This is a genomic window from Frankia sp. AgB1.9 (assembly GCF_016786355.1).
GTDB lineage: Bacteria > Actinomycetota > Actinomycetes > Frankiales > Frankiaceae > Pseudofrankia.
The window spans coordinates 1-26568 of record NZ_JADWYX010000127.1; the positions used below are offsets into that span (position 1 = coordinate 1).

General features: G+C 74.0%; 25 protein-coding genes. 9 read left to right on the top strand and 16 right to left on the bottom strand.

Annotation, left to right across the window (positions count from 1 at the left end; translation table 11 throughout):
- From I6A60_RS34175 to I6A60_RS34190, 4 genes are all read right to left on the bottom strand, one after another.
- On the bottom strand, window positions 1-974 hold a 974-nt coding region (locus tag I6A60_RS34175; protein WP_307874004.1), incomplete at its 3' end, for a glycoside hydrolase family 3 N-terminal domain-containing protein.
- Between the two features lie 262 nt (window positions 975-1236).
- Window positions 1237-2523, bottom strand: a complete 1287-nt coding sequence (locus I6A60_RS34180) for an SAF domain-containing protein (protein WP_203012244.1) — start codon at window positions 2521-2523, stop codon at window positions 1237-1239.
- A gap of 173 nt (window positions 2524-2696) precedes the next feature.
- The gene (locus I6A60_RS34185) at window positions 2697-4004 is read right to left on the bottom strand and encodes a DUF4038 domain-containing protein (protein WP_203012245.1); all 1308 of its coding nucleotides are present in this window, start codon (window positions 4002-4004) and stop codon (window positions 2697-2699) included.
- Between the two features lie 338 nt (window positions 4005-4342).
- Entirely contained in the window at window positions 4343-5005 is a 663-nt protein-coding gene (locus I6A60_RS34190; RefSeq protein ID WP_203012246.1) for a TetR/AcrR family transcriptional regulator, read from the bottom strand.
- Between the two features lie 121 nt (window positions 5006-5126).
- Here I6A60_RS34190 and I6A60_RS34195 point away from each other — a divergent pair, with 121 nt between their 5' ends.
- From I6A60_RS34195 to I6A60_RS34205, 3 genes are all read left to right on the top strand, one after another.
- Entirely contained in the window at window positions 5127-6170 is a 1044-nt protein-coding gene (locus I6A60_RS34195) for an ATP-binding cassette domain-containing protein (RefSeq protein ID WP_203012247.1), read from the top strand.
- Window positions 6170-7033 carry an ABC transporter permease gene (locus tag I6A60_RS34200; protein WP_203012248.1) on the top strand — a complete coding sequence of 288 codons (864 nt, stop codon included), beginning with the start codon at window positions 6170-6172 and terminating at the stop codon, window positions 7031-7033. Before I6A60_RS34195 ends, I6A60_RS34200 begins: the two co-directional genes overlap by 1 nt.
- A gap of 198 nt (window positions 7034-7231) precedes the next feature.
- Entirely contained in the window at window positions 7232-7969 is a 738-nt protein-coding gene (locus I6A60_RS34205; RefSeq protein ID WP_203012249.1) for an enoyl-CoA hydratase-related protein, read from the top strand.
- A gap of 160 nt (window positions 7970-8129) precedes the next feature.
- Here the strand turns inward: I6A60_RS34205 and I6A60_RS34210 are convergent, their stop codons facing one another.
- On the bottom strand, window positions 8130-9182 hold the full coding sequence (locus I6A60_RS34210; protein WP_203012250.1) for an enoyl-CoA hydratase/isomerase family protein: 1053 nt from the start codon (window positions 9180-9182) through the stop codon (window positions 8130-8132).
- Between the two features lie 205 nt (window positions 9183-9387).
- Here I6A60_RS34210 and I6A60_RS34215 point away from each other — a divergent pair, with 205 nt between their 5' ends.
- The 3 genes from I6A60_RS34215 (at window position 9388) to I6A60_RS34225 (ending at window position 13425) form a co-directional block, all read left to right on the top strand.
- Window positions 9388-10905, top strand: coding sequence for a CoA transferase (locus I6A60_RS34215; protein ID WP_203012251.1), 1518 nt, complete (start codon window positions 9388-9390; stop codon window positions 10903-10905).
- 19 nt (window positions 10906-10924) lie between these two features.
- Complete coding sequence (locus tag I6A60_RS34220; RefSeq protein WP_203012252.1) at window positions 10925-12391, top strand: amidohydrolase family protein; 1467 nt, start codon at window positions 10925-10927, stop codon at window positions 12389-12391.
- Between the two features lie 140 nt (window positions 12392-12531).
- Window positions 12532-13425: a sterol desaturase family protein gene (locus tag I6A60_RS34225; protein WP_203012253.1), complete on the top strand. Its 894-nt coding sequence runs from the start codon at window positions 12532-12534 to the stop codon at window positions 13423-13425.
- Window positions 13426-13471: 46 nt separating this feature from the next.
- On the opposite strand, the gene I6A60_RS34230 is transcribed toward I6A60_RS34225, so the two are convergent.
- From I6A60_RS34230 to I6A60_RS34240, 3 genes are all read right to left on the bottom strand, one after another.
- Window positions 13472-13978 carry a pyridoxamine 5'-phosphate oxidase family protein gene (locus I6A60_RS34230; protein WP_203042766.1) on the bottom strand — a complete coding sequence of 169 codons (507 nt, stop codon included), beginning with the start codon at window positions 13976-13978 and terminating at the stop codon, window positions 13472-13474.
- Window positions 13979-14115: 137 nt separating this feature from the next.
- Window positions 14116-14673, bottom strand: coding sequence for a DUF1442 domain-containing protein (locus tag I6A60_RS34235; RefSeq protein WP_203012255.1), 558 nt, complete (start codon window positions 14671-14673; stop codon window positions 14116-14118).
- Between the two features lie 16 nt (window positions 14674-14689).
- Complete coding sequence (locus tag I6A60_RS34240; RefSeq protein WP_203012256.1) at window positions 14690-15145, bottom strand: hypothetical protein; 456 nt, start codon at window positions 15143-15145, stop codon at window positions 14690-14692.
- A 71-nt stretch (window positions 15146-15216) separates the two neighbouring features.
- On the opposite strand from I6A60_RS34240, the gene I6A60_RS34245 reads away from it, so the two are divergent.
- Complete coding sequence (locus I6A60_RS34245; RefSeq protein ID WP_307874005.1) at window positions 15217-15435, top strand: transcriptional regulator; 219 nt, start codon at window positions 15217-15219, stop codon at window positions 15433-15435.
- Window positions 15436-15450: 15 nt separating this feature from the next.
- On the opposite strand, the gene I6A60_RS34250 is transcribed toward I6A60_RS34245, so the two are convergent.
- From I6A60_RS34250 to I6A60_RS34275, 6 genes are all read right to left on the bottom strand, one after another.
- Window positions 15451-16125, bottom strand: a complete 675-nt coding sequence (locus I6A60_RS34250) for a TetR/AcrR family transcriptional regulator (RefSeq protein WP_203012257.1) — start codon at window positions 16123-16125, stop codon at window positions 15451-15453.
- A 142-nt stretch (window positions 16126-16267) separates the two neighbouring features.
- Entirely contained in the window at window positions 16268-17383 is a 1116-nt protein-coding gene (locus I6A60_RS34255) for an NDMA-dependent alcohol dehydrogenase (RefSeq protein WP_203012258.1), read from the bottom strand.
- A gap of 116 nt (window positions 17384-17499) precedes the next feature.
- Window positions 17500-18168, bottom strand: coding sequence for a response regulator transcription factor (locus I6A60_RS34260; RefSeq protein WP_203012259.1), 669 nt, complete (start codon window positions 18166-18168; stop codon window positions 17500-17502).
- Window positions 18165-19475 (bottom strand): sensor histidine kinase, encoded by a 1311-nt coding sequence (locus I6A60_RS34265; RefSeq protein WP_203012260.1) that lies wholly within the window; start codon window positions 19473-19475, stop codon window positions 18165-18167. Before I6A60_RS34265 ends, I6A60_RS34260 begins: the two co-directional genes overlap by 4 nt.
- Before the next feature lie 49 nt (window positions 19476-19524).
- A complete protein-coding gene (locus I6A60_RS34270; protein ID WP_203012261.1) occupies window positions 19525-19986 on the bottom strand; it encodes a hypothetical protein in 462 nt (153 codons plus the stop codon).
- A 203-nt stretch (window positions 19987-20189) separates the two neighbouring features.
- Window positions 20190-21728 carry a class I adenylate-forming enzyme family protein gene (locus tag I6A60_RS34275; RefSeq protein ID WP_203012262.1) on the bottom strand — a complete coding sequence of 513 codons (1539 nt, stop codon included), beginning with the start codon at window positions 21726-21728 and terminating at the stop codon, window positions 20190-20192.
- Between the two features lie 666 nt (window positions 21729-22394).
- Between I6A60_RS34275 and I6A60_RS34280 the strand changes: the two genes are divergently transcribed.
- Together I6A60_RS34280 and I6A60_RS34285 are read left to right on the top strand one after the other, a co-directional pair.
- A complete protein-coding gene (locus tag I6A60_RS34280; RefSeq protein ID WP_203012263.1) occupies window positions 22395-23144 on the top strand; it encodes an enoyl-CoA hydratase-related protein in 750 nt (249 codons plus the stop codon).
- A gap of 197 nt (window positions 23145-23341) precedes the next feature.
- Window positions 23342-24271 carry an aldose 1-epimerase family protein gene (locus tag I6A60_RS34285; RefSeq protein ID WP_203012264.1) on the top strand — a complete coding sequence of 310 codons (930 nt, stop codon included), beginning with the start codon at window positions 23342-23344 and terminating at the stop codon, window positions 24269-24271.
- A gap of 25 nt (window positions 24272-24296) precedes the next feature.
- Here I6A60_RS34285 and I6A60_RS34290 read toward each other — a convergent pair whose 3' ends face one another.
- Both I6A60_RS34290 and I6A60_RS34295 read right to left on the bottom strand, forming a co-directional pair.
- Window positions 24297-25106 (bottom strand): SDR family NAD(P)-dependent oxidoreductase, encoded by an 810-nt coding sequence (locus I6A60_RS34290; RefSeq protein WP_203012265.1) that lies wholly within the window; start codon window positions 25104-25106, stop codon window positions 24297-24299.
- Window positions 25107-25128: 22 nt separating this feature from the next.
- Window positions 25129-26340 carry an acetyl-CoA C-acetyltransferase gene (locus tag I6A60_RS34295; RefSeq protein WP_203012266.1) on the bottom strand — a complete coding sequence of 404 codons (1212 nt, stop codon included), beginning with the start codon at window positions 26338-26340 and terminating at the stop codon, window positions 25129-25131.
- Window positions 26341-26568: the final 228 nt, after the last annotated feature.

Consider the following 26568-nt stretch of genomic DNA (forward strand, 5'->3'; position numbering starts at 1 on the left):
CCCGGCCCCCGCCGCCCCCCCCGGGCGGGCCCCCCGCCCGCCCCCCCCGGCCGCGCGCCGGCCCGCGGCGCGGGGGTGGCGACGCTCGAACCGTCTGGGGCGGCGTCGGTCAGCGCGCCGACGCGGGCGGCGAGGCGCAGCAGCCGGCGGGCCTTGTCCTCGACCAGCTCCGCCGGGACCTCGCCGGACTCGACGGCCGCGACCAGTGCCGGCCCCCACGGTCCGAACGGGCCGGGCATCACCAGGTCGAGCCCCGACAGCGCGGCCGGGACCGCCGAACGGGTCGCGAACCAGTCCGAGACGACGACGCCATCGAAGCCCCAGAGGTCCTTCAGCGGGTCACGCAGCAGCGGGTTCTCGGTCATCGTCACGCCGGCGACGCTGTTGTAGGCGGCCATCACCGCCCAGGCGCCGGCCTCCGTGACGAGGGACTCGAAGGGCGCCAGGTAGACCTCACGCAGCGCTCGCTCGTCCACCCGGGCGTCGACGGTGAACCGGTCGGTCTCGGACTCGTTCGCCACGTAATGCTTCACCGTCGCGGCGACCCCGCCGTCCTGGATGCCGCGGACCAGCGCCCCGCCGGCCCGCGCGGTCAGCAGCGGGTCCTCCGCGAGGCACTCGAAATGACGGCCGCCGAGCGGGCTGCGGTGCAGGTTGACGGTCGGGCCGAGCACGACGTGCACGCCCTTCGCCCGGGCCTGCGCGGCGACGAGGCGTCCGACCCGGCGCAGCAGTGACTCGTCCCAGGTGGCCGCGAGGGCGGACGGACAGGGCAGGCTCGCGGACGGTTCCCGCTCGTCCGCGCGTTCGCCGCGCACGCCGGCCGGCCCGTCGGACAGCACCATCGCCTCGAGGCCGACCTCCGGCGCCGGCCGGGTCCGCCAGAACGTGGCCCCGGTCAGCAGCCGGACCCGGGCCGCCAGGTCCAGCCCGGCCAGCGCCTCGACGACGAGCTTCTCGACTGTGTCCGTCACGCGCTCATCGTCCACCCCGCAGACCCTGGCCGTCTCTCGTCCAGGGGGGTGGTCGTCGGGCCCCCGCGGGGCTGGCCATCGCGCGAGTTCGAGGTCACGTCGGGACGTGGCCCAAACTTCCACAAGTAAGTAGTAGTAAGTTCCAGTAACTGGAGAGTTCCGCCGAACCCACCCCAAGGACCTCGTGCGCACCCACCCGCGGCCGCCCGCTCGCGGATTCCGCGCGCGCCCGATCCAGGCACCCGGCGCCCAGCGGGGTGGGCTACGGGCGGACCCCCGGCTGCAGCGGCAGGGACGCCGGCCGGCCCTGGCCGGCGACGCCCGGCGTCGAGCACGCCGCGTCGAGCGTCCAGCGCCAGGCCCGCAGGGCCAGGCTCTCCGGCACGGACACGTCGGCGAACCGCAGCGTCTCGCCGGCGGCCACCGGGCGCTCGATGGTCGCCCCAGCCAGCAGGCCGATCGGCACGTGGTCGGGCTCGTCGGCGATCAGCACCGCCTCGCCACGTACCTCGAACCCGCCGATCGCGGTCTCGATCCGCTCCCCCGCCGCGAGCGGGCGCTTGGCCACGGCCGCGACGCCGACCCGCGGGCGCGGACCGTTGTTGAAGGCGACCGGGTCGCCGCGCAGCAGCCGGTCGACGGTGAGCGGGACCTCCAGGTTGCACAGGTGGAACGGCCGCTCCAGCAGCACGTAGGGCGAGTCGCCGAGCCGGACCTTGTAGTACCGGAGGAACTCGCCGAGCTCCTCCTCGAAGGTCGCGACGACGAACACGCCGGGGTTGCCTCGCTCCGGGAGCACGTAGTCGGCGATCGACGTGCCGAGGGTCGCCGCCGCTTCGGCGAGCGGCAGGGCACCGGTCGGGACGGAGTCGGTGCGCGGCCCGAGCAGGCCGCGGCGGGCGATCGTGGCCCCCAGTCCGTTGGCGACCAGGGCCTGCTCGATCTGGAGCTTGGTGCCGTCCGTGAACGACGTGACCTGGGTCAGCGAGATCCCCTGGCGCTCGGCCCAGTAGGCCATCTCCGCCGGCTCCGGGTGGTGGTTCAGGAAACCCTTGATGTTGCCGTAGACCAGCGGGGTCAGGCCCATCTGGCGAACCTCGTGCGCGAGCAGGGCAAGGCTGCCGGGCTGGTCGCCCTGGGCCTCGACGACCACTCCGAGGCTCGCCAGGTAGGAGCCGGCGGTCACCTGCAGCTCGGCGTCCATCGTGACGACCGGCAGTCTGGCGGCCAGGGCCTGGACCGCGACCTCGGTCCCGTGCACCGGGTCACCGGTGGTGATGATGATGAGGTCCGACTGGGCGATCAGGCGGTCGGTCGAGTGCGTCAGCAGCCCGGCCCACGGCCCGTCGACCTCGTCGATCGGGCGTCGGGTGAGCACGCTGGACACGGTCAGCCGCGGGGTCCGGCTCAGCACGTGCGCGAGGCCACGCGCGGTGTAGCCGGTACCGACGATCCCGACTCTGACATCGGTCGGCAGCAGCATCGGCGCCGCGGCGGCGGCGCTCGGCCACACGACGTGGGAGGCGGACCGCACGGTTCTTGTAGTCATTCAGCGCTCACTAGTCGTCAGAATGCCGGCGCGCAGGCCGCCGCCATTCGGGCTGAAGAGGACACACCACCACATTCCGGGCATCAGTGACCTCCCTCACATACTGTTCCCCACAGTTGGCTGTGGACCCGTCACGCCCACAACCGCCGCCGTCACACCGGCTCAGGGCCGGGTCAGGTCAGCACCACGAGTGGGCCCTCCCGGGCCGCGTGCGCGACGAACTCACCCAGGTCAGGGGCGAAGTAGCGGGCGCCGGCCGCGGTCCGCGCCGGGCCGGCGAGCGAGCCGTCGGGGAAGTACGTCACCGCGCCCGCCCCGCCGGATCTGGACCGGGTAATGGACCGCAACGTGCCGCCCGCGGCGTCGACCGTGGTCGTGCCGGCGGCGTCCGGCCAGCCGGCCTCTCGCAGCACCCGGTGGCTCGCGCCGAGCAGCGCCGGGGTGGCCAGCGCGGCGGCGTCATCGAGGCTCTGCTTGCCCCAGTGCGCGAGGAACGCGCCGTCGCCGACGTTCCACATCCCGTGGGCGCCGTAGCAGTAGGCCGCCGCACCGGACAGCATCGACACCCAGTAGGCGAAGAGCTGGTCGTCGGTGCCGAAGTCGTCGAGGATGCCCTCGTACCAGGGCTCCAGATTGATGAACGGCCGGCCGGGGAACCGCTCGGCGACCCGTGCGGGCCACTCCCACAGCAGGCGCCGGCTCGCCGGGTCGTGCCCGGTCTGCACGGTGACGGCGGCGAGCAGGTCGTCGCGGTCCAGGGCGTCGGCGCTGGTCTCACCAGACATCACGTGCGCGAGCAGCGGCCGGCTGGTCGACGCGGCGAGGCCGGTCAGGACGGCGTCCCAGCCCGCGCGGCGGGTCCGCACGGCGCCGGCGTACCGGTTGCGGACGTAGGAGCGCCACAGCCGCCTCAGCACGGCCCGCGCCGCCGGGGACCCACGGCGGGCCAGCACCCGGCTGGACAGCTGGCTCCTGACGGCGGCGGGGATCAGGTCGTCGGTGGTCCGGTCCGGCAGCAGCAGGGACTCGGTGCCGATCCACAGGTTGGTCTCGCCACTCACGCAGTACAGGACATCGAGGTCGTCGAGCCGCTCGACGAGGCGGTCCCACCAGCGCTGGGCGCCGGGCACCCCGAGCCAGGCGAGCTGGTGGCCCCAGCAGCCGTAGACGACGGCGGTGAGCCCGACGGCGTTGAGGGCCTGGATCTTCTCCCTGGCCCGGTCGAGGTACCCGGGATTGGGGCGCCCGTCCGGGAACCAGGCCGGCCCGGCCGTGCTCCAGGCGTTGCGGTTGCCGGGGCCGACCTCGGGCGGGATGCCGACGACGAGCTGCACGGCCGTGAAGCCCTGGGCGGCACGCAGCCGGGCCAGCTCGGCGAACCGGTCGTCGGAGAGCCGCCCGGTGAGAGCGAACCACCATGTGTCGGCCAGGAAGCATGGGACGCCCTGGCGGGACGCGTCCGGCACTCCCGACGACGGCATGGACCTCAAGGCACTCCAGAAACCAGTCACTCGCGTCGCACGAGGCGCGGACCGTGGTCGACGAGCGAGGCCAGACGGATCACCACGGCCGGGACATAAGGCAACGATCGTGGGCAGCCCGAACTGTACCCGGGCAGTCTGAGCCTCTGGCAGCACGTGTCTGTTGACGGACAGCGAAACGGCGTGCTAGCGCAGGTCCGGATACCTGTCGACGCGGCCCGGCCGGGCAGTTCGACGCACGGCTCGGCACTTGGCCCCGAGGGTGGACGGCCTGGCGGCCAAGCTCGCGGCGGCACTCAGTCCGTGACCGCCTGCGACTGAGGAGTTGCCGACCGCGGTTAGGCCGTGACCGGCTGCGGACGCTCCTGGTCGGGCGCCGTGGACGCGGCGGACGCGGCGGGCTTCCCGGTCGTGGCCGCGGTACCAAGCAGGTCCCGGACGGCCGAGCGAAGCTCCATCCGCAGCTCGTCGGCCGGCAGGTCGTCGATCACCTCGCTGGACATCGCCATCCCAGCCGCCACGGCGCCGAACGCGAACGACAGCCGCAACCGCTGGGCGCGCGGCACACGCTCGTCGGCGAGCAGTGCGCGGAGCCGCTCCTCGATGTCGTGGTTCGCCTCACCGTGGGGATGCGAATGCGCGATCTTCTCCAGTGCGGCGTGGTTGCGCATGTGCAGGAGGAACAGCTTCCGGTTTTCAAACAGCTGGTCGATGAACTCGTCGAGCAGGCCCACCCAGTCGCCCGGGGCGACCCGATCCCAGTCGAACCGGTCGATGGTGGCCTGACCGAGGTCATGCAGCCGCAGATGCAGCGCCAGCAGGATGTCGTCCTTGCTGGCGAAGTGGTAGTAGAGCGCCGCCTTCGAGAAGCCCATCCGCTCGGCGATCTCACGCAGCGAGGTCTTCTCGAAGCCCTCCGTCGTGAACAGGTCCAGGGCGACGTCGAGGATCTGCTCCCGCGTGCTCTTCTCGCCCGCGGGTCGTGCCGGCGGCCTGGGCATCACCCGATGTTACCCGCCTGACGTTCGACGGCGCGGGTTCTTGGAGTCCTTACTTGACGGCCGGCAGGTTTTCAGATCTGCTTACCGTGCGGCAAGTAAACAACCCGAACGGGAGACCCCGGTGGCCCAGCTGATGATCGAGGCCGAGAGCCTCAGCAAGCGCTACGGCGAGACACAGGCGCTCGCCGGCATCGACCTGACCGTGCCGGCCGGCACGATCCTCGGCGTGCTCGGCCCGAACGGCGCCGGGAAGAGCACGGCCGTGCGCATCCTGACCACGCTGGCCAGACCGACCGGTGGCTGGGCCAGGGTGGCGGGCCACGACGTCGTCACCCAGGCCGGCGAGGTCCGCCGCCGGATCGGCGTCACGGCCCAGGACGCGACCCTCGACGACGCCCTCACCGGCCGGCAGAACCTGCGGATGGTCGCCGAGCTGGCCGGCCTGCGCCGTGGGACGGCCGCGGCCCGGGCCACCGAGCTGCTCGACCGGTTCGAGCTGACCCACGCGGCCGAGCGGCAGGTGCGCGGCTACTCAGGCGGCATGCGTCGCCGGCTCGACCTCGCCGCGAGCCTGGTCGCGAACCCGCCGGTGCTGTTCCTCGACGAGCCGACGACCGGCCTCGACCCGACCAGCCGGGCCCGGATGTGGGACGTCATCCGGGAGCTGGTCGCGGCCGGCACCACCCTGCTGCTCACCACCCAGTACCTGGACGAGGCGGACGCGCTGGCCGACCGCGTCGTGGTCATCGACCACGGCCTGATCATCGCGAACGGGACCCCGACCGAGCTGAAGGGCGCCGTCGGCGGAACCCGGCTGGAGGTCACGCTGACCGCCGCCCATGCGGGGGCGGTCAGCGCGCTCGCGCCGCTGGTCGGGGGACGGGTCGACGTCAGCCAGGACGGCCGGCGGCTGCGGGCCGCGGTCGACGCCGGGTCCGGCGTCGCCACCGCGGTGATCCGAGCGCTCGACGCGGTCGGCGCCGTCGTGGACGACGTCGCGGTGCACGCGCCGTCCCTCGACGACGTCTTCTTCGCCCTCACCGGCACCGAGAGCCGCACCCAGCCGACCACCGACGAGCCCACCCCTCCGCGGCAGCGGAGCGTGGCCGACCAGGCCGGCGCATCGGCCGACGTCTCCTCCGACCACCTGCAGGGAGCACTGTGATGGCCCAGCTCGCGCCGGCGCTCGACGGCGCCGCCATCCCCTCCGCCGGCACCGCCGCCCGCTCCGGCAGCCTTGCCCGCGCAGCGCGGGACGTGATTGTCCTCACCCGCCGAAACCTCATCCACATCGCCCGCGAACCGCTGCAGCTGTCCGACGTGCTCATCCAGCCGGTGCTCTTCACGCTGCTGTTCATCTACGTGCTCGGCGGCGGGATCTCGGTCCACGACGCCTCGTACAAGGACTTCGCGGTCGCCGGGCTGATCGCGCTGAACCTGACCACAGCCTCGATGGGAACGGCCGTCGGGCTCACATCCGACCTGTCGACCGGAGCGATCGACCGGTTCCGGGCGCTTCCCGTCTGGCGGGCCGCGGTTCTCGTCAGCCGCTCGATGTCGGACCTGCTGTCCGCGGTGCTGTGCGAGACGATGGTGATCCTCACCGGGCTCGCGATCGGCTGGCGGCCGCATACCTCGGTTCCGGAGTTCATCGCGGCGATGGCGATCCCGCTGCTGTTCACCTACGCGCTGACCTGGGCGACGGCCTGCCTCGGCATGGTCACCGAGGGGCCGGAGAGCGCGCAGGGCATCGGACTGGTGATCCTCTTCCCGCTGGCGATCGTGTCGAACGCGATGGTCCCGACCTCGGGGATGCCGTCGGTCGTGCGGGCGATCGCCGACTGGAACCCGGTGAGCTCGGTCGCCGCCGCGACCCGCGACCTGATGGGCAACCCGAACCCGTCCGCGCAGGTGCACGCCTGGCCGATGCAGCACCCGGTCGCCGCCGCGGTCCTCTGGTCGCTGGCGCTCCTCGCGGTCTTCGCCCCGCTCGCGGTCAGCCTCTACCGCCGCCGGACCACCGACTGACACGCACTGGAGCACAGCCTGGCGCGGACTGGGCCGCAGCCTGACGCGGACTGGGGCACAGCCTGGCGCGGGCTGGGGCACAGCCGGAGGCGTCGCGCGATCGGCGCTAGTAGCTTGCCTTCGACGCAACGGGCCGGCGGTCATCCCGCCGGCCCGTTCCCCGCGTTCCCCACCCGCCTCACCGCACAGGGACGGACCATGAGCGAGATCCGTTATGAGGTCAGCGACGGCGTGGCCGTCGTGACGCTGGACGCGCCCACCCGGCGCAACGCCCTCACGCTGGCGATGGCGGCGGAGCTGGTCGCGGCGCTCGACGAGGCCGACGCGGACCCACTGGTCGGCGCGGTCGTCATCGGCGGCGGCACGTCGTTCTGCGCCGGCGCGGACCGCGCGGTCCTCGGCGCGGCCGGCACGGACCCAGCCGCCGACGACCACTTCACGGCCATCGAGGCGATCTACCAGGCCTTCCTGCGGGTCGGCCAGGTGAAGACGCCGACCATCGCGGCGATCCGCGGCGCCGCCGTCGGTGCCGGGATGAACCTGGCGCTGGCCCCCGACCTGCGGGTCGTCGCCCACGACGCCCGGCTGATCTCCGGCTTCCTGCGGATCGGCCTGCACCCCGGCGGCGGCCACTTCGCGCTGCTCGACCGCGCGGCCGGCCGGGAGACGGCGGCCGCCATGGGCCTGTTCGACGCGCAGCTGTCCGGAACGCGCGCGGTCGAGCTGGGCCTGGCGTGGACCGCCGTCGAGGATGGCGCGGTCGACGCCACCGCCTTCGAGCTGGCCGCCCGCGCCGCCGCCGACCCCGCCCTCGCCCGGCGCGCCGTCGCCTCCTTCCGCCGCGAGACCGGCAACCCAGGCGTCTCCTGGGACGTCGGCGTCGAGGTCGAACGCTCCCCCCAGATGTGGTCCATGCGCCGCAAAGCCAAGCCCTAGGCGCCTGACCTGGCTTAAGGGGGGCCCGACGAGGTCGGCCCACTGGCTTGATCGTCGTTTGGGCCCTCGCGTGGTCACAAAACCGCGGCGGTTACAGCCACCCGAGGGCCAAAACAGCGATCTTGCTCGTCTCGGGACGGTGGCCTGATGCGCGAGCGCCTCAGGATTCGGGGGCGTCCTCGATGGTGTCGACGAGGCCCCAGCGCAGCGCGGTGGGCGCGTCGAGGAAGGTGCGGGTCAATACGAGCCAGGCGGTGCGACGGCGGCCGATCCGGCGGGTGACGCTGACGGTGCCGCCCGCGCCGGGGACCAGGCCGAGCGCCAGCTCGGGCAGCTGGATGGCGACGTCGGGGGCCGCGACGACCCGGTCGGCGAACGCGGGGATCTCGATGCCGGCTCCGACGCAGGCGCCGTGGAGGTACGCCACGACGCGGTGCGGGCAGCGGACGATCTCGGCGCCGGCGCTCGCGCCCGTCCTGACCAGGTGCGCGCGGGCCAGATCGCCCGCGGTGCCGAACTGGCTGAGGTCACCGCCGGCGCCGAAGGACGGCCCGTTCGCCGTCAGCGCGACCTCGGTCAGCGTGGCGTCGGCGGAGGCCTCCCGCAGGGCGGCGACGAGCGCGTCGCGGGTGAACGTGTCGAAGGCGTTGCGCGCCTCGGGGCGGTTGAACGTCAGGATCAGCCGGTCGCCGTCGCGCCGACGTAGCAGCGGCCGGTCGGCGTCCCGATGGGGGCGCGGGCCGCGGGCGGCGAGCCAGCGGGCGAAGTCCCCGCCAGCGAGCAGGGTCGAGTAGGCCAGCGACTCGGCCACCAACCCGTCCAGCGGTTCGAGCCGCGGCGCCATCCGCAGCAGGCCCACCAGCGCGACCGCGGCCTCCGGATGGTCGGCGACGGCCCGGTCGAGCGCGGCCACCGCGGCGGGCACGTCGTCGCCCGGCCGGAGCACCTCGGGCAGCAGCACGTCGAGCGCCTCGGCCGCGCCGGGAGCATCAGGCCGACCAGCACTGGCGTCAGCGCCAGGGCCGACGCCGACGAGCACCAGGGCCGGCCGGCGAGCGGCGAGCGCGGTCAGGTCGTCCGGGTGGGCGTCGGTGAGGTCGACGCAGAGCAGCGGCGCGGGGAAGAGGTCGGCGAGGTCCGCCGGTTGGAGCGACCTGACCAGGTCCAGCGCGGTCGCGGCCGGCAGCGGCTGCGCACCCAAGGTCGCGGTCACGGCTCTACCGTAGGCCTGCGCGGTTCCGCGGGGCCCGACGACCGGTTTGCCCGGTCGAGCCGGCCGCTCGGTTTCGCCGGTCCGACCGGTTGAGCCGCGCCGTCCGCGACCAGCGGCCGCGCGGCGGCCGGCACGCCGGCCTCGGCCGGGCGGCGCTCGGCCAGGCTGGGTTCGGCTGGGCTGGGCTCGATGACGATTCGTGGGTATGGGGGTGGCGACGATGGTGGGGGCCCGGCTGGACCCGGTGCTGACCGACTGGGCCGCCGACCTGCGGGCCGGCCGGATCGGCTCCGCCGGATGGGCCGGCGGTGTCGAGCCCGCGTGGGCGGCCAGCGGCGCGATGGCACTCACGGGACAACCCGACGGACCGCCGCTGGGGCTCACCGTGCCGCTCGTCGCCCGGCTGGACGCGGCGCTGCAGGTGATCCGGACGCTCGCCGCCAGCCTCGGCCACCCGTTCCCACCGGCCGGCGGGTCCGCCGGAGGCGTCTTGTCCAGCGCGGGCCCGCTGCTGGGCGAGCGCGCCGCCGCCCTCGGGCTGACGCGTGGCGGGGTCCTGTCCGCGGGCCGGGCGGCCCGGCTGGTCCAGGCCGCCGACGGCTGGCTGGCGGTGAACCTGGCCCGGCCCGACGACGTCGACCTGCTGCCCGCCTGGCTGGAAGCGGAGGTCGAGCCAACCGCCGCCGACCGCGCCGACGACGTCCGCCCAGTGACGGAGCGATCCGCGTCACCGCCGTTCCCGGCCCGGCCCTGGACGAACCTGGCCGCGCTCGTCGCCACCCGCCAGGCGGCGCCGCTGGTCGAACGGGCCGAGTTGCTCGGCCTCGCGGTCTCGCTCGCCGTCGCTCCGGCCGTGGCGGCGGCGGACGAGCAGGCGCTAGCTCGTGGCCAGCGATTCCCGTTCGCACCCTTTCTCGTCGACGGCCTGCCCCCCGAGGCAGCCGCACCTACCGCGCCGCGCCGTCCGGCGGACCGCCATGACGGCGGGTTCAGCGTCGTGGACCTGTCCTCGTTGTGGGCGGGGCCGTTGTGCGCGCAGCTGCTCGGGCTCGCCGGCGGCCGGGTGGTAAAGGTCGAGGGGGTGGGCCGGCTCGACGGCGCCAGGCAGGGGCCGCCCGACTTCTACGACCTGCTGCACGCCGGGCAGGCCAGCGTGACCGTCGAGCTGCGGACGCCAGCCGGCCGGGCGGCGCTGGTCGGGCTGATCGAGCGCGCGGACGTCGTGCTGGAGGCCTCCCGGCCGCGGGCGTTGGAGGCGCTCGGCATCGACCCGGCCGACATGATCACCCGTAACCCCCGGCTGACCTGGGTGAGCATCACCGGCTACGGCAGGACCGGGCCGTGGCGGCAGCGGCCGGCCTTCGGGGACGACGCGGCGGCGGCGGCCGGTGCGGTCGCCGTCGACGGGGCCGGCAGCCCGGTCTTCCTCGGTGACGCGATCGCCGACCCGGTCACCGGCGTCCTCGCCGCGGCGGGCGCGCTCGCCAGCGTCGCGGCCGGCGGTGGCCACCAGTTGGACGTCGCGCTGCGCGAGGCCGTCGGTTCCCTGCTCGCCGGTCGGCCGGTCCTGCCCGACCGTGACCTGACCGTCGCCGACGGCGCGCCGGTCCTGGTCGCGCCGCCGCGACTGCGCCCGCCGTGCGGACGGGCCGCACCCGCGGGCCAGGACAACGACCGGCTGCTCACCGGAGCAGGGCCCTCGAGTACCGCGGGGCGGCCGTGACCACGAGCACCGCGCGGACGTGGACGGGACCGCCATGCTGATCGTCAACGCGGAGATCGACGGCCGGGGCGGCCGGGCCGTGCGGGTCGAGAACGGGCTGGTCGTCGCGGTGGGAGCCGGGCCGGGCGACAACCCTCGGCCGGGCGCGGCCGAGGACGTCATCGACGCGCGCGGCGGGATGCTGCTGCCCGGCCTGCACGACCACCATCTCCATCTGCTCGCGCTCGCGGCGCTCGCCTCGTCGGTACCCGCCGGCCCACCGGCCGTGCGGACCGCCGCCGAGCTCGCCGCCGCGCTGCGGGCCGGCGCACTGCGGGCTGCCGCGCGTCCGGGCGGCTGGATACGTGCCGTCGGGTACCACGAGTCCGTGGCGGGCGACCTCGACCGGGCGGCGCTCGACGCGATCGTCGGCGACGTCCCCGTCCGCCTGCAGCACCGGTCCGGAGCCCTGTGGATCGTCAACTCACCGGCGCTCGCGGCGCTGCGCGCGGCCGGCGAGCGGGACGGGCCGGGCGCCGGTGGCGCGCTGCCCGCTGACGGCAGGCTGTTCCGGTCGGACGAGCGGCTCGGCCGGCTACTCGGTCTCGCCGGGGCCGGTGGCGGCGTCGAGCTGGCCGACCTGGCCGTCGTCGGCGCCCGGCTGGCCGGCTACGGCGTCACCGGGCTAACCGACGCGACGGCGACCACCGGTCCGGCGCAGGTCACGACGCTGGGCCGGGCGCTGGAGACCGGCGCCCTCCCGCAGCGCCTGCTGCTGACCGGTCCGCCCGGCGTCGACCTCGCCGGGGCCACTGTCTCCCCGGGGCGGCTGAAGCTGGGCCCAGTGAAGATCGTGCTGGACGACGGGCAGCCGGTCGACCTCGACGAGCTGGCCGAGACGGTACGGGCGGCGCGACGGCGGTCGCGGCGGGTCGCGGTGCACTGCGTGACGCGCCTCCAGCTGGCGCTGGCCCTGGCCGGGTTCGACGCGGCCGGTGGGGCGCTGCCCGGGGACCGGATCGAGCATGCTGCCGTGCTGCCGCCCGACCTGCTGGACGCGGTCGTCGCGGCGGGACTGACCATCGTCACCCAGCCGCACTTCCTGGCCGAGCGCGGCGACGCGTACCTCGCCGACGTCGACCCGGACGACCTGCCTTGGCTCTACCGGTGCGCCGGTCCGATCGCCGCCGGCGTGCCCCTCGCCGCGGGCACCGACGCCCCGTTCGGGGGCGACGATCCGTGGGCGTCGATGCGCGCCGCGGTCCACCGCGCGGCCCCGTCGGGCCGGGTGCTCGGCCCTGCCGAGACCCTCACCGCGGCCCGAGCGCTGGAGCTCTACCTCGGTGACCCCGCCGACCCCGGCGGACCACCGCGCCGCGTCGTCCCGGGGGCCCCGGCTGATCTGTGCCTGCTGGCCGAGCCCCGTCGCGCCGTCCTCGCCGATCTCGACCCCGGCCCAGCCGTGCTGACGATGGTCGACGGCACGATCGTGCACCACGGCCGCTGACGGCCGCGACCGCCACGCCCGCGACCGCCACTCCGCGGCCGAGCGCCGGGCCGGTCCGGAGCATTCCCGCATACGTGCCGTTCTTCCCATCGCGGGACAGTCCCCGGCTCGACACCTGACGGCCACGTACAGTCCACCGTATGGTTAACGGCTTCGGCCCACGGTCCGTCGCACGGCGGCTGGGCCCCGCCGGTTCCCTGCTGGTCGGCACGGCCAGGCTCACGCGGGCCGACGACGGCCCTGTCGCCTCGCGCGCGCGGCAGCTGCGCGCGGCCGCGCGGCTGCGCCACCGCCAGCTTCTCCAGCTGATCGACCCGCCCGGGCCGCACGGCCGGGCGACCGAGATCAGCACGCTGCCCGGCGCCGCGCGCCGCTTCCTGACCCACCCTCGCCCGCCGGTGCTGCTCGGCGTCGTCGGCACCCTGGCCGCGGCGCGGCTGACGCGCGGCGACTTCCGCCGGTCCGACGCGGCGGTCGCGCTGGGCTTCGCCGCGGCGCAGCCGTTCGTCGAGTGGGGCATCCACCGCTACGTGCTGCACGCCGCGCCGACCGGCCGGCTCGGCCGCGCCGCCTACCAGAGCGCCGGCTGGGGCCACGCGCAGCACCACGAGGACCCGGCGAACCTGAACTCCATGTTCATGCGCGGCCAGGACGTGCTCGGCGCGGGCGCTCTCGCGCTGGCCGCCGGGGCTTTCGGCTCACCCCGGGTCTCGACCGGGATGCTGTGCCTGGGAGTCGCCGTGCTGGCCTACGACTGGACCCATTTCCTGATCCACACCCGCTACCAGCCCACCTCGGAGCTGTACCGGCGCATCTGGCGCAGCCACCGGCTGCACCACTTCCGCAACGAGCGCTACTGGCTGGGCGTCACGTCCCCCGTCGCCGACCTGGTGCTGCGGACCAACCCAGCGCGCGAGGACGTCCCCGTCTCGGCGGCCGCCGCCCATCCGGAGATCCACCCCGTCCAGCGGCGGGCCGAGGCGGACCCGGCCGGCAGCGCACGGCCGGCGGCCGGGTCACCCAGCCCCGCCTGAGCGGCGAGCCGGCGGGCCGCAGTGACCCGCCGGCCGAGACCCGCGGCTAGAACCCGGTCTTGCGGAAGTCCCAGCTGACGACCTTCTCGGGGACGAGCTTCAGCCAGGCGTGCCGCCCGTCGATGTGGAACTTGCCGTCGCCGTACTTCTCGCCGAACAGCCGTTCCGGCTCGGCGAGCAGCTCGGTGTTGGCCGCGTCCCCCGTCCGCGGCGCCTCGCCCACCACGGCGACCTTGCCGATCAGCTCGACCCCGCGCAGCTCACCGAACCCGTGACCGGTGTCGATGATCACCGAGACCCGCGGGTCACGGATCAGGTCGGTCCAGCGCTGGCTCTTCACGATGCTGTTGAGCCAGAACGCGGAGCCGTCCCAGACGAACCACAGTGCCGACGTGTGCGGAGCCCCGTCGGCGCCGACGGTCGAGACCCGGCAGGTGCGCTCCTCGGCGAGGAACGCGTCGACCTCCGCCGGGGTCATCGCGATCCGCCGGCCGCGCCGCTGCTGGCGCGGCGCCGCCGCGGCCTGGCCGTCCGTCGCGGTCTCGAGACTCATCCTCGTCGCCCTTCGTCGCGTGACCGGAACCCCTAGGTCTGTCGGCATCCGGACAGACCCGTTCCCGCCTGCGACTTTAGTGTGCCCCGCAGCCCGGACGCCCGAACTGCGACCGGCCCGGGGCCCACCGAAAGCGGCTAACGCAGGCCCCCGAGCCACATTGGCACCTGTTCCCACGTGAGCAGCTCCCAGACGATCCGGTACTGCGCCCGCCCGTCGACCTCGACCCGGACCTCGTGCGGGACGGCGGTGCGGCCCAGGCCGAGCGGCGGGCAGACCGCGCAGGTCACCACCGGCGTCTGCACCCCTCGTCGGTCACGCAGCAGGTCGGCGACCGCGAGAGCGAGCGCCGTCCGCCCCGGCGACACCCCCACCGGACACACCACGACCGCGCCCACGTGCCCGAGCCGCGCCATGCTCAGCGCCACCCGGGCCAGCTCGCCGGCCCGCAGCTCGACGAAGTGCAGGTCGGCCCGCAGCTCACCGACGACGTCCCGCGAGCGCTTCGCCAGCAGCTTGTCCGACCGGTCCGCCTCGGCGGCTCGCCGCTGCAGCAGCAGCCCGGCCCGGTCCGGCAGCGCGAGGCTCACCAGCTCGGTCCGCCGGGCACCTCCGGCCGCCCCGACGCCGGGCACGTCGATCCGCGCGACGTCCAGCCGCGCCCTGGTGACCATCTCTTTCGTCCCCCGTTCCATCCTTGGCTCCCTCGGGTCAGCGGAACAGCGAGCGCCACGGCCGGGCGGGCCCGTCGGCAGCGGCGCTGGGCCAGAAGAACGACGCGGCGAACTCCTCCGCGGGCACGTCGGACAGGTCGGACAGGTCGGGCACAGCTGAGGCGTCCCCGTCCTCCGCCCTCAAGGACTCGGCGTCCCCGTGCTCGGCTTCCGCGTGCACGGCTTCCGCGAGTTCGGTGTCCGCCCGCTCGGGCAGAACGGCCGGCTCGCTCGTCGCGGGGTCGTCCGCCGGCATGGTCGCCAGCACCGCGTCCGCCACCTCCTGCGCCCACGGCACCTCGCCCGGCGATGGCAGGGCGCCGCGCGGTCCGAGCCTGGAAGCGAGCCCAGACCGCCTAGTTCTGGGTCCTCGGGTGTCATGGGGCGCGGTCGGTGGATTGGGGTCGACCGCTCCCGTCTGTTCGTCGTTGCCGGCCTGATTCGGGTTGCGCATGGCCTCTCCTGACGCTCCTGGCACTGCCGTAGCAGACAGTGTCGCACCCGTCAGATCTAGCGTCCGCAGGCGTGGAGCGCTTCGTGACTATCGGCTACCTGATGAGGCGGCTAAAGGTGTCGCGTACGCGCGCCTACCAGCTCACTCGCCGCCCTTCGTACCCCGTCCCGGCCGGCTTCGCCGACCACATGCGGATCTGGCGAAAGTCCGACGTCGACGGCTGGCTGACCGCGCATCGCCCGGACGCCCTGCCCGACGAGGAGGAGACCCCGGACGACGAGCCCGAGTGACCGCGGGCTGGTTATCTACCGGCCGCCGGCCGCGACGGCGGAGCAGAAGTCGATGAGGTGACGGCATTCCTGCTCGTCGGGGACGGTGCCCGCACCGACGTGCCGGGCCAGGGTGCCGATCACCGCGCGCTGCACGACCCGGGCGTCCAGCTCGGGATGCGGGCGGCCGGCCGCGGCGAACGGGGCGATCAGCAGCTCGCCGAGCTGGTCGTCGAGCACCGCCCGGCCGGTCGGGTTCCCGCTGACCGACAGCCGGCTGAGCGCCGCGTCCGGACGGGCCGGGTCCGGCCGGGCCAGCGGCGCGAGCAGCCCCTCCACCCAGGCGGCGACCTGGTCGGCCGGCTCGGTCTGCTTCGACATCTGGTGGCGCAGATAGGAGCGGGTGCGCACGACCCCGCGTTCCATCACGGCGTGCAGCAGCTCGTTCTTGCCGGCGAAGTACCGGTAGAAGGTCTGGTTGGACGTGCCTGCCTCGGCGACGATGTCGGCCACCCGCGGCTCGGCTGGCGCGATCCGCTCGACCACCCGCATGGCGGCGTCGAGGATCTGCTCGATCTCCTCGAGCGCGTCCTGCTGGGCGCGGCCGAGCGCCCGGTCCACCGCGGCCCGTACGGAGTCAGGCATCTGCTCCCAGTCCACCCCGCGAGTGTCCCGCGCGGCCCGCGCGCGCTCCGCGCCGGTGGTCGTCACACCGGAAATATAGTTCCCTTGAGACGGAAACGCTATTCTGCGCCCGACTCAACGCCACTACGGCAAGGCGCGCCCAACGAGGTCCGCGCGGTCCGCCAGACGACGCGTGGCTGCCCGGTTGGGACGCCTACCGCTCCGCAGCCTAGAAGACGAGCGCCCCGCGCAGGATGCGGCCGGCGTTGAGGTCCGCGTAGCCCTCGTTGACCTGGTCGAGGCTGTAGGTCTTCGTGACCAGCTCGTCGATCTTGAGGATGCCGGAGCGGTAGAGGTCGAGCAGCTCCGGGATCTGCGCCCGCGGGCTGCTGGAGCCGTACAGGCAGCCGCGGATGTCCTTGTTCATCATCGCCATCGCGAACAGGTTGACGTCGGCCTGCCCCTGCGCCATCGGGGCCACCGACGTCACGACGCAGGTGCCACCCTTGGCGGTCAGCGTCAGCGCCGGCTCCAGGAGGCTGCCGAGCATGACGCCGAACGTGCAGATCACCGCGTCGCACATCTGGCCCCGGGTGAGCGCCCCGACGCCGGCGATCGCCTCCTCGAGCGAGGCGAAGACGTGCGTCGCGCCGAACCGCTCGGCCTGCTCGCGCTTGAACGCGACCGGGTCGACGGCGATGATCTCACGGGCCCCGGCGATCTTCGCGCCCTGCACGGCGTTGATGCCGACGCCACCGACCCCCAGCACCGCGACGGTGTCGCCGGGACGGACCTCGGCCCGGTTGACGGCCGAGCCGAACCCGGTCGCCACGCCACAGGACACCAGCGCCGCGGCGGTCCACGGGATGTCCCGGTCGACCTTCACCACGCTCGACTCGGCGAGCAGCTGGTGCTCGGCGAACGCGCCCAGCTGGGTGAACCGGGCGACCGGCTCCGTGCCGATCCGGTGCGCGACCCGGCCGTCGGTGATCATCCCGAGGTCGAACAGCTTCATGCCGTCGTCGCAGAGGTACCCGCGGCCGGACCGGCAGGACCGGCACCTCCCACAGGACGGGATGAACGACATCGCCACATGGTCGCCGGGCGCCACCGAGGAGACGCCCGGGCCGACCGCGACCACCTCGCCGGCCCCCTCGTGGCCGCAGATCACCGGGTAGTGCGGCATCAGCATGTCGCCGGTGCGGGCGTGCTCGTCGGAGTGGCACAGCCCGGTCGCGCGCAGCTCGATGAGGACCTCGCCCGCGCGGGGCTCGTCGATCTCGACGGTCTCGATCTTGTAGTCCTGACCGATGCCGTACAGCAGTGCCGCCCGCGTGCTGACCATGCCGGCCGTCCTTCCGTACGCTGCGCGACGGCTGCCCGTCGAGGCGCCCTCTGATGGTGAGTCAGATCGACGGATTCTGTCACTCAGGGGCGTCGCGACGCATCCCGGAAGCCGGCTCAGGCGCGGCGGGTGGCGGTGAGCAGGCCCCGGCCGAAGGCCTCGGCGACGGCCGCCGCGCGGTCGTTCACGCCGAGCTTGGCGTAGATGTTGAGCAGGTGGGTCTTGACCGTGGCCTCGGTGACGAACAGCTGGGCGGCGACCACCCGGTTGGTGGCGCCGGCGGCGACGAGCTGGAGGACCTCCAGCTCGCGCTGGCTGAGCGGGCCCGTCTCCGGCGTCCGGACCCTGTTCATCAGCGTCGCCGCGACCGACGGGGCCAGCACGGCCTCACCGCGCGCCGCCGCGCGGACCGCCCGCAGCAGGTCGTCGCGCGCCGCGTCCTTCAGCAGGTACCCGGTCGCCCCGGCCTCGATCGCCGGCAGCACGTGGCTGTCCGTGTCGTAGGTCGTCAGCACCAGCACTCGGGCGCCCGCGCCGCCGCGGGCCAGCTCCCTGATCGCGGTGACGCCGTCCATGCCGGGCATTCGAAGGTCCATGAGGATGACGTCCGGCCGCAGCTGCGCGGCGAGCCGGACCGCCTGCGCGCCGTCGGCGGCCTCGCCCACCACCTCGACGTCGGGCTCGCGGGCGAACATGCCGATCAGCCCGTCACGGACCACCGGATGGTCGTCGACGACGAGCAGCCGGATCCTCGGGGCGGCCGCGTCGCCGGGGGTGCCCGTCACGCGCCGGCCCCCAGCGGTACCCGGGCCGAGATGCCGGTGCCGTGGCGCGGCCGCGACTCGATCTGCAGCGTGCCGTCGAGCGCCTCGATCCGCTGGCGCATCGCGACCAGGCCGAATCCGCCGCCCGCGTGCGGGCCCTCGGTGGCGCCCGGGTCGAAGCCCCGGCCGTCGTCCCGGACATCGAGCGCGACCTGGTCGTCCAGGTAGGACAGGGTTACGCCGACGCGGCTGGCCTCGGCGTGCTTGGCGACGTTGGCCAGCGCCTCCTGGGCGGCGCGCAGCAGCGCGGCCTCCGCCTCGGGGCTCAGCGGGCCGGGTGCGCCGGTCGTCGTCACCTGCACCGCGAGGCCGTGGCGCGCCGACCAGCGACCGGCGATGTCCGCGATCGCGGCGCCGAGGGCGGCGCATTCCAGCTCCTGCGGGCGCAGCGCGTGCACCGAGCGGCGCGCCTCGGCCAGGCTCTCCCGGGAGAGCTGGGCGGCCAGGGTGACGTGACGGCGCCAGCCGGCCCTGTCCGCGGGGTCGTCGGCCGCCGGGTCGCCATCCGCCAGGTCGTCGCCCGCCGCCTCGGCCGCCCGCAGCTGGGCGACGATGCCGGTCAGGCCCTGGGCGAGCGTGTCGTGGATCTCGCGGGCGAGGCGCTCACGCTCGTCCCGGACGCCGCCGGCGCGGGCCTGGGCGACCAGCCGCTCCTGCAGCGCCGCGTTCTCGGCGAGCGCCGTCGCGAGCCGCTCGTTGGCAGCGCGGACCTCGGCGAGCGCGCGCAGCCGCTCCTCCTGACGCAGCCGGTCACGCTCCAGCGCCCAGGCCAGCGCGCACATCGGCACCACGTTCACGACGACGGCGGCCCAGCTCAGCACGCCCACGGCGGTCGTTCGCGGGATGCCGGACGCCTGCGCGGTCCCGGCCACCACCGCGAAGGCGCAGATGCCACCGAGCCGCCACGGCCAGCGCAGCAGCCGGAAGGCGTAGACGTACCCGGCCGGGGTGAACACCCCGAACCACGGATCCCGGACCACCAGGACCACCGTGAGCGCGGCGAGACCGACGAGGAAGACCGTCATCAGGACCGGCTGCTCCCGGCAGCCGGGCCGCACCGTGACCATGACGAGCATCCACAGCGCGGTCACCGCGCACAGCGCCAGGTCCACCGTGAGGGGGCCGGGCTCGCCGCGGCGCTGCGCCGCCGTGTAGGCGGTCAGCGCCGCGAGCAGCGCGTACGGCCCGATCGCCACCAGCCGCAGCCACGCCGTCACGTCCCGCACGACCGTCGCCGCCGGGTCGCGGATCGTCAGCTCCGCTGCCATGACCGGATGCTCCCGTCTGACCGCACGACTGGATTCTCCCGCGACAAGGCTATTCGGCGGTGGCCGCGAAGAGCCCACGCAGGTGGCGGCCGCGGACCAGCCGGACGACCCCGAGCAGGAGGAGCCCGCAGGCGCCCTGCTCGATTTTGAGCCACATCGGAAAGTCGCCCGGGATGGCGACGATGACCACGATCGCGATCACCATGACGGTCGAGACGATCCGCAGCCGCCGGAACGCCCCGCGCGAGCCTCGGGCGGTGCCCGCCGCGAAGGCGAAGGTCAGCAGGGCGCTCACGGTGACGATCGTCGTACGGGTCCAGACCGCGCCGGTGACCAGCGACGGGTGGCCGCGCAGCAGGACGACGGCGGCCATGGTCAGGACGCTCAGCGTCAGGTAGCCGCCGGTGAGCAGCCGGACGGCTCGCAGCGCCGAACGCGTGCGCTGGTCGTCGAAACGGTCGAAACGGTCGTCGGCAACGGGCTGGCGCGGGGCCGCGGCAAGCTGGGCCATCGGAAATGCCTCCGGTCTCAGGCGAAATCGTCTGGACCAGCGTCACCCGAACCGGCCCGCGCTCACATCGACCGGTCGTCCGGTTCGCCGGCGGAACCGCGACTCCACCAGACGGCTGAGCCGCTCCACCGATCGGTGGAGCGGCTCAGGAGCTCGGGCCAGGACCGCCATGGCGGACCAGGCGATGACCTCAGGCCGTGACCTCAGGACCCGACGGACTCCGCCTGGTCCGCGACGAGCGCGGCGACCTGGTTGCGCAGCAGCTTTCCGGTCGGGGTGTAGGGAAGCTCGCCGAGGAAGACGACCTCGTCCGGGGTCCTGGAGCCGCGCAGCTTGCCGCGGACGTAGCCGCGCAGCTCGTCGACCGTGGCGGTCTCACCGTCGTGGAGCACGACCGCGGCGACGATCCGCTGGCCCCACGTGTCGTCGGGCGCGCCGTAGACGGCGACGTCGCGCAGCTTCTCGTGCCGGCCCAGGACGTCCTCGATCTCGGCCGGGGCGATGTTCTCGCCGCCGCGGATGATCGTGTCGTCGCTGCGGCCCGTGATGAAGACGTAGCCGTCGGCGTCGACGAAGGCGCCGTCCTTGGTCGGGAACCAGCCCTCGGCGTCGAGCACCGAGCCGAGGCCCTCGTACTCGCCGGAGACCTGCTCGCCGCGCACCCACAGCAGACCAGGCTCGCCGACGCCGACCGGGGTGCCGGCGTCGTCGCGGATCTCGAACTCGACGCCGGGCACCGGGCGCCCCGCCGAGCCCAGCCGAGCGCGCACCACCGGGTCGTCGCTCGCGAACGCCTCGCGGTGGTCGTCCGGGCCGAGCACCGCGATCGTCGACGAGGTCTCGGTGAGGCCGTAGGCGTTGACGAAGCCGGTCTCCGGGAACGCGCCGAGCGCCGCCTCGAGCACCTTGCCGGGCATCCGGGCGCCACCGTAGGCGATGGAACGCAGGTGCGGGGCGTCGGCCGGCTTGCCACCGAGCGTCTCGACGACCCGGACCAACATCGTCGGCACCAGCATCACGTTGGTGATCTGCTCCGCGCGCACCAGGTCCAGCCAGGCCTGCGCCTCGAAGTTCGGCAGGTAGCAGATCCGCCGGCCGGAGTAGAGGTTCGTCAGCACGGTCCCGATGCCCGCGACGTGGTAGGGCGGGACGCTGACCAGGATGGCGTCGTCCTCCTCGGCCGAGGCGAAGTCGACCGTGCCGAGCACGTAGGAGACCAGGTTCGAGTGCCGCAGGATGACGCGCTTGGGCGCGGACGTGGTGCCGCTGGTGAACAGCAGCACGGCGGTCGCGTCCGGGTCGACGTCCGGCGGGTCGAGGTCGGTGAACGGGTCGGCGCCCTCGACCGGGGTGGCGGAGGCGGCGAACCAGTCCTCGGTGCTGACGAGTCCAGCCACGCCCTCGACTCCGCTGACGGTGTCCAGGTAGGCGGTGTCGGCGACCACGAGGGCTCGGCCGAGCTGGGCGATCTGGCCGCGCAGCTGGTCGGCGGACAGCCGGTAGTTCAGCGGGGCGATCGGCACCCCGGCCGACGCGGCGGCGAACAGCAGGACCGGGAACGCCGGGCCGTTCACGCCGACGAACACCACCCGCTCGGCGCCGGACTCCCTGATCGCGGCGGCGCCGGAGGCGACTCGGGAGCCGACCTCCTCATACGACAGCCCGCCGCCGGAGCGCGAGCCCAGGGCGACTCGGTCGCCGTAGGCGCCGCGGGCCATGTCCAGCAGCATCGCGATCGTCATCCGTACTCCCGCTCCTTAGGGTCACCGGAACATCCGAACCGAGCGTCCCTGGCGGGCGCCGTCGGGCGCGATCTCAGGGACCCTTGCCCAGCTCAGGGCAGTCGGTGGTTAGACGCTTGCACCCACGGGTCTACCCGCGCAACCGTTCGAAGCGATCGTCACAGGCCCGCCCGGGGGGCCGGGCGCGGGAGCCACAGATCCACGCAGGATCGAGATCACCACGACCGCTCCGAAACGACTGCCCGTCACATCGAACCCCGATTCGGCTTGCCAGATTGCCGTTCTACGGTGGTACCCGGGGCGGGCGTCGATCGGGCTGAGCCGACGGCCGTGATCTGCGCGAACGGCGGAGCCCAGCCGGAGCGGCCCGGCCGGGGGGTGAGTGGGGTAGCCCGCGATTGGTCGATAGAATTACATTTCAGATTGCTCGCGCATCAACGCCGACGGGTATCCCCGCAATCGGGTCGTCGCCTGCCGAATTAGCGCGAGTGCACTATCACCGAGTGGCATCACTTTTCCGCCGGGCGAGAATGTGATTCTATGGCGACTACGGTCGCGGACGGCCTCCCCACGGCGGCCGGCACCTGGCGCGACCACCTCACCCGACATTCCGCGCCCCGCCGGCCTCGCGAGGATCCCGGCGGGCGTCACGCGAAGGAGCTGCCCATGTCCGTCGACGTCGAACGGCGCGGCCCGATCACCGTCGTCACGATCAACCGGCCGCAGGCCGGCAACTCGCTCGACGGCGCGACCATGACCGGGATCGGCTACGCCTTCGAGGAGGCGGCGAAGGACCCCGAGGTCCGGGTGGTGGTCCTCACCGCCGCCGGCGAGAAGATCTTCTGTGCCGGCATGGACCTCAAGGCGTTCATGACCCCGGGTGCCATGGAGGTGCAGGGCCCCGGTCTGGGCATCTTCATGCGCCAGCCCTACTCCAAGCCGGTCGTCGCGGCGGTGAACGGGACCGCCGTCGGTGGCGGCTTCGAGCTGGCGATGTTCTGCGACATCATCGTCGCGGCGGAGACGGCGAAGTTCGGCCTGCCCGAGGTGTCCCGCGGCCTGATCGCCGCCGGTGGCGGCACCCGGCTGCCGACCCGGGTTCCGCTCGCCTTCGCGCTGGAGCTGGGCCTGACCGGCAAGCCGGTCAAGGCCTCCCGGCTCTACGAGGTCGGCCTGGTCAGCCGGGTCGTCCCGGCCGCCGAGGTGCTGGCGGCCGCGCTGGAGGTCGCCGAGGCCATCGCCGACAACGGCCCGCTCGCCGTCCAGGTCACGAAGGCGCTGATGGTCGGCGAGGTCCCGGCCGCCGACTGGGACGCCATCGGCAAGGCCGTCGCCCCCGTCTTCGCCAGCGACGACGCCAAGGAGGGCGCGACCGCGTTCGCCCAGAAGCGCAAGCCGAACTGGGTCGGCCACTGATCTTCCCCGCTCGGCACGATGATCGCCGTTTTGGCCCTCGCGCGGTCGTAAAAGCCTCCGACCACGACCATTCGAGGGCTGAAACGGCGATCAATGACCGGCCGGCGGAGCAAGGCTGGCCGATCCACAGCCCGACATAACGGGGAGCGGTCGGGCGTCCGGCGGACGCTCGGCGCCGCCGTCGCGATACTGGCCCGATGGATCCAATCGCGCCGTCGGGGCGTCAGCTGGAGCTCGTGCACGGGGACGCCGCGGTCACGATCGTCGAGGTCGGGGGCGGCCCGCGTGACTACCGGGTCGGCGGCGTCGCCGTGCTCGACGGCTATCCCGTCGACGCCATGGCCAGCCACGGCCGAGGCCAGCTGCTCGTGCCGTGGCCGAACCGGATTGCCGGGGGCCGCTACCGCTGGGACGACGCGACCCTGCAGCTGGCGATCAGCGAGGCGAAGACCGGCAACGCCATCCATGGCCTGGGCCGCTGGTCGGCCTGGGAGCTGGAGCGGGTCGGCCCGGCCACGGCCACCGCGTCGTTCATCGTCCGCGCGCAGAGCGGTTATCCGTTCACCGTCGCGTTCCGCGCGGCCTACGTGCTCGGGGACGACGGCCTGACCGTGGCGATGACGGCGACCAACCTGAGCGGCCGCCCCGCCCCGGTCGGCATGGGCGCCCACCCCTACCTCTACGTCCCCGGGCCGCACGGCACGCCGGCCCGCGCCGACGACGCGCTGCTCACCGTGCCGGCCGAGCGCAGGCTGCTGGTGGACGAGGCCCTGATCCCGACCGGCGACGAGAGGGTCGCCGACGGGCCGTACGACTTCCGTTCCGCCCGCCAGGTCGACGACCTCGTCATCGACCACTGCTTCTCGGAGCTGCGCCGCGACCCGGACGGCCGGGCCAGGGTCGTGCTGGCGGGCGACGGCGGCGCGGTGACCGTCTGGATGGACGAGGCCTGGGAGTACATCCAGGTGTTCACCGGCGACACGCTCAGCGCCGACCAACGGCGCCGCAGCATCGCCGTCGAGCCGCAGACCTGTCCCGCCGACGCCTTCAACAGCGGCCACGGCCTGCGCACCCTCGAACCAGGCGAGACCTTCACCGGCACCTGGGGCATCAGCCCAAGCCTGTAGGCCGACGTCGCTGAGTCGGCGTTCGCTAGAAGTCGCTGCCGCCGTCGACGTTGATGTCGGCGCCGGTCATGTAGGTGTTGAGGCGGGAGCCGGCGAAGGCGATGACCGGGCCGATCTCGGCCGGGTCGCCGGCCCGCGGCAGGAAGGCCGGATGGCCGAAGTCCTCCTTGATGACGCGCATGGCGTCGGTGAGGCTGTCCGGGTCGATACCGCGCTCGGCCGGCAGTTCCCGCAGGTAGCCCTTCATCCCCTCGGACAGGAACGACCCGGGCGAGACGGTGTTGACCAGGATTCCCTCGGGCGCCAGGGTCTGCGCCAGGTTCTTGCTGAGGCTGGTCAGCGCCGCCTTCGACGCCGTGTACGCGATCAGGCTCGGCGACTGGCGCCGGGTCGAGTGCGCCGAGACGTTCACGACGCGGGCCCACTCGGCGGCGCGCAGCAGCGGCAGGGCGGCGCGCACGGTGCGGACGGCCGAGAGGGTGCCGATCTCCAGCGTGGCGATCCACTCGGCGTCGTCCGAGCCCTCGAAGCCCTTGAGGCCGGACTCGACAGGGCCCGCCGCGTTGACCAGCACGTTGAGCGCGCCCCACCGGGCGCCGACCTCGTCCAGGGCGGCCGTCACCGAGGCGCTGTCGGTGAGGTCGGTGCCGATGCCGAACGCCTCGGCCGCGCCGAGCGCGAGCGCGCGCTCGGCCGTCTCGTCGAGCGCCGCCTTGCCGCGGGCGAGGATCGCCACCCGGGCGCCCTCGCGGGCGAAGCACTCGACGGCCGCCCGGCCCATCCCCTTCGAGCCACCGCTGACGACGACGGCCGCACCGCCCAGACCCAGGTCCATTCCCGTACCTCCCGCGTGCTGGTCAGTCGATCTTCTCGAAGATGGCGGCGATGCCCTGGCCGCCGCCGATGCACAGGGTCTCCAGGGCGTAGCGGGCGTCCCTGCGGTGCATCTCGTGCAGCAGGGTCGCCAGGATCCGGCCCCCGGTGGCGGCGACAGGGTGGCCGAGGGAGATCCCCGAGCCGTTGACGTTGAACCGGTCCCAGTCGGACTCGGTGAAGCCCCACTCACGGGTGCAGGCCAGCACCTGGGCGGCGAAGGCCTCGTTGAGCTCGATCAGGTCGATGTCCGCGAGCTTCAGGCCGGCACGCTCCAGCGCCTTGGCCGTCGCGGGGACCGGGCCGATGCCCATCGTCCGCGGCGGCACCCCGGCCACGGCCCAGGAGACGAGGCGGGCCAGCGGGCGCAGCCCGAGCCGTTCGGCCTCGGCCGGATGGGTGACGACGCAGGCCGAGGCGCCGTCGTTCTGGCCGCTGGCGTTGCCGGCGGTGACGGTGGCCTCGGGGTCCGCCTTTCCCATGATCGGCTTGAGCCGGGCCAGGGTCTCCAGCGAGCTGTCCGGTCGGGGGTGCTCGTCGGCGGTGACGACGACGTCCTGCTTCTTGCCCGGGACGGTCACCGGGATGATCTCGTCGTCGAACAGGCCGGAGCGCTGCGCGGCGACGGCCCGCTGGTGCGAGCGCAGCGCCAGCTCGTCCTGCTCGGCGCGGGAGATGTTGTACTCGCGGCGCAGGTTCTCCGCCGTCTCGATCATGCCGCCGGGGACCGGGAAGTTGCGGCCGCCGGCCGTGACGCGGCCCCGGGCGAGGGCGTCGTGGAAGGTCAGCCCCGCGCCGCGGATGCCCCAGCGGCCCTCGTGGGAGAAGAACGGCGCGTTGCTCATGCTCTCCGCGCCACCGGCGATGATCAGGTCGGCCGCCCCGGTCTGCACCTGCATCGCGCCGATCGTCATGGCCTGCACGCCGGACCCGCAGCGCCGGTCGAGCTGCAGGCCCGGGACCTCGACACCCAGACCGGCGTCGAGCCCGACCACCCGGCCGAGCGCGGGGGCCTCCATCGACGGGTAGCAGCAGCCGAACAGGACATCGTCGACGTCCGCCGGGTCCAGGCCCGTCCGCTCGACCAGCCCGCGCAGCACGGCCGCGCCCAACTCGTGCGCGGCGAGCGGCCGCAGGGCACCGCCATACCCACCGACGGGCGTCCGCACCGGGCTACAGATCACGGCGTCACGCATGAAGTCCCTCCACCGCCAGACGACTGGGCAACCCGGGCGGTCAGCCCGGCCACGGGCATTCGGCCCCCGCCCGAACGTTAGCCGGGTGGGGCCGCGGATGGCTTCCGATCAATCGGCCGGCTGCCCGGCTCCCGCGCCGACGGCCAGGAACGGCCCCGGCCGCCTCGACCGGCGCGGACCACACCGCGCCCAGGACGAGCGAACCTACGGGGGCCTGCCGCCGACCGG

What these genes read in the sequence shown, in the direction of transcription:
- I6A60_RS34180 (WP_203012244.1), bottom strand. Translation starts at nt 2,523, where the DNA reads ATGACTACAAGAACCGTGCGGTCCGCCTCCCACGTCGTGTGGCCGAGC.
- I6A60_RS34185 (WP_203012245.1), bottom strand. Translation starts at nt 4,004, where the DNA reads ATGCCGTCGTCGGGAGTGCCGGACGCGTCCCGCCAGGGCGTCCCATGC.
- I6A60_RS34190 (WP_203012246.1), bottom strand. Translation starts at nt 5,005, where the DNA reads ATGCCCAGGCCGCCGGCACGACCCGCGGGCGAGAAGAGCACGCGGGAG.
- I6A60_RS34200 (WP_203012248.1), top strand. Translation starts at nt 6,170, where the DNA reads ATGGCCCAGCTCGCGCCGGCGCTCGACGGCGCCGCCATCCCCTCCGCC.
- I6A60_RS34205 (WP_203012249.1), top strand. Translation starts at nt 7,232, where the DNA reads ATGAGCGAGATCCGTTATGAGGTCAGCGACGGCGTGGCCGTCGTGACG.
- I6A60_RS34215 (WP_203012251.1), top strand. Translation starts at nt 9,388, where the DNA reads ATGGGGGTGGCGACGATGGTGGGGGCCCGGCTGGACCCGGTGCTGACC.
- I6A60_RS34225 (WP_203012253.1), top strand. Translation starts at nt 12,532, where the DNA reads ATGGTTAACGGCTTCGGCCCACGGTCCGTCGCACGGCGGCTGGGCCCC.
- I6A60_RS34230 (WP_203042766.1), bottom strand. Translation starts at nt 13,978, where the DNA reads ATGAGTCTCGAGACCGCGACGGACGGCCAGGCCGCGGCGGCGCCGCGC.
- I6A60_RS34235 (WP_203012255.1), bottom strand. Translation starts at nt 14,673, where the DNA reads ATGGAACGGGGGACGAAAGAGATGGTCACCAGGGCGCGGCTGGACGTC.
- I6A60_RS34240 (WP_203012256.1), bottom strand. Translation starts at nt 15,145, where the DNA reads ATGCGCAACCCGAATCAGGCCGGCAACGACGAACAGACGGGAGCGGTC.
- I6A60_RS34255 (WP_203012258.1), bottom strand. Translation starts at nt 17,383, where the DNA reads ATGGTCAGCACGCGGGCGGCACTGCTGTACGGCATCGGTCAGGACTAC.
- I6A60_RS34265 (WP_203012260.1), bottom strand. Translation starts at nt 19,475, where the DNA reads ATGGCAGCGGAGCTGACGATCCGCGACCCGGCGGCGACGGTCGTGCGG.
- I6A60_RS34270 (WP_203012261.1), bottom strand. Translation starts at nt 19,986, where the DNA reads ATGGCCCAGCTTGCCGCGGCCCCGCGCCAGCCCGTTGCCGACGACCGT.
- I6A60_RS34275 (WP_203012262.1), bottom strand. Translation starts at nt 21,728, where the DNA reads ATGACGATCGCGATGCTGCTGGACATGGCCCGCGGCGCCTACGGCGAC.
- I6A60_RS34280 (WP_203012263.1), top strand. Translation starts at nt 22,395, where the DNA reads ATGTCCGTCGACGTCGAACGGCGCGGCCCGATCACCGTCGTCACGATC.
- I6A60_RS34285 (WP_203012264.1), top strand. Translation starts at nt 23,342, where the DNA reads ATGGATCCAATCGCGCCGTCGGGGCGTCAGCTGGAGCTCGTGCACGGG.
- I6A60_RS34290 (WP_203012265.1), bottom strand. Translation starts at nt 25,106, where the DNA reads ATGGACCTGGGTCTGGGCGGTGCGGCCGTCGTCGTCAGCGGTGGCTCG.
- I6A60_RS34295 (WP_203012266.1), bottom strand. Translation starts at nt 26,340, where the DNA reads ATGCGTGACGCCGTGATCTGTAGCCCGGTGCGGACGCCCGTCGGTGGG.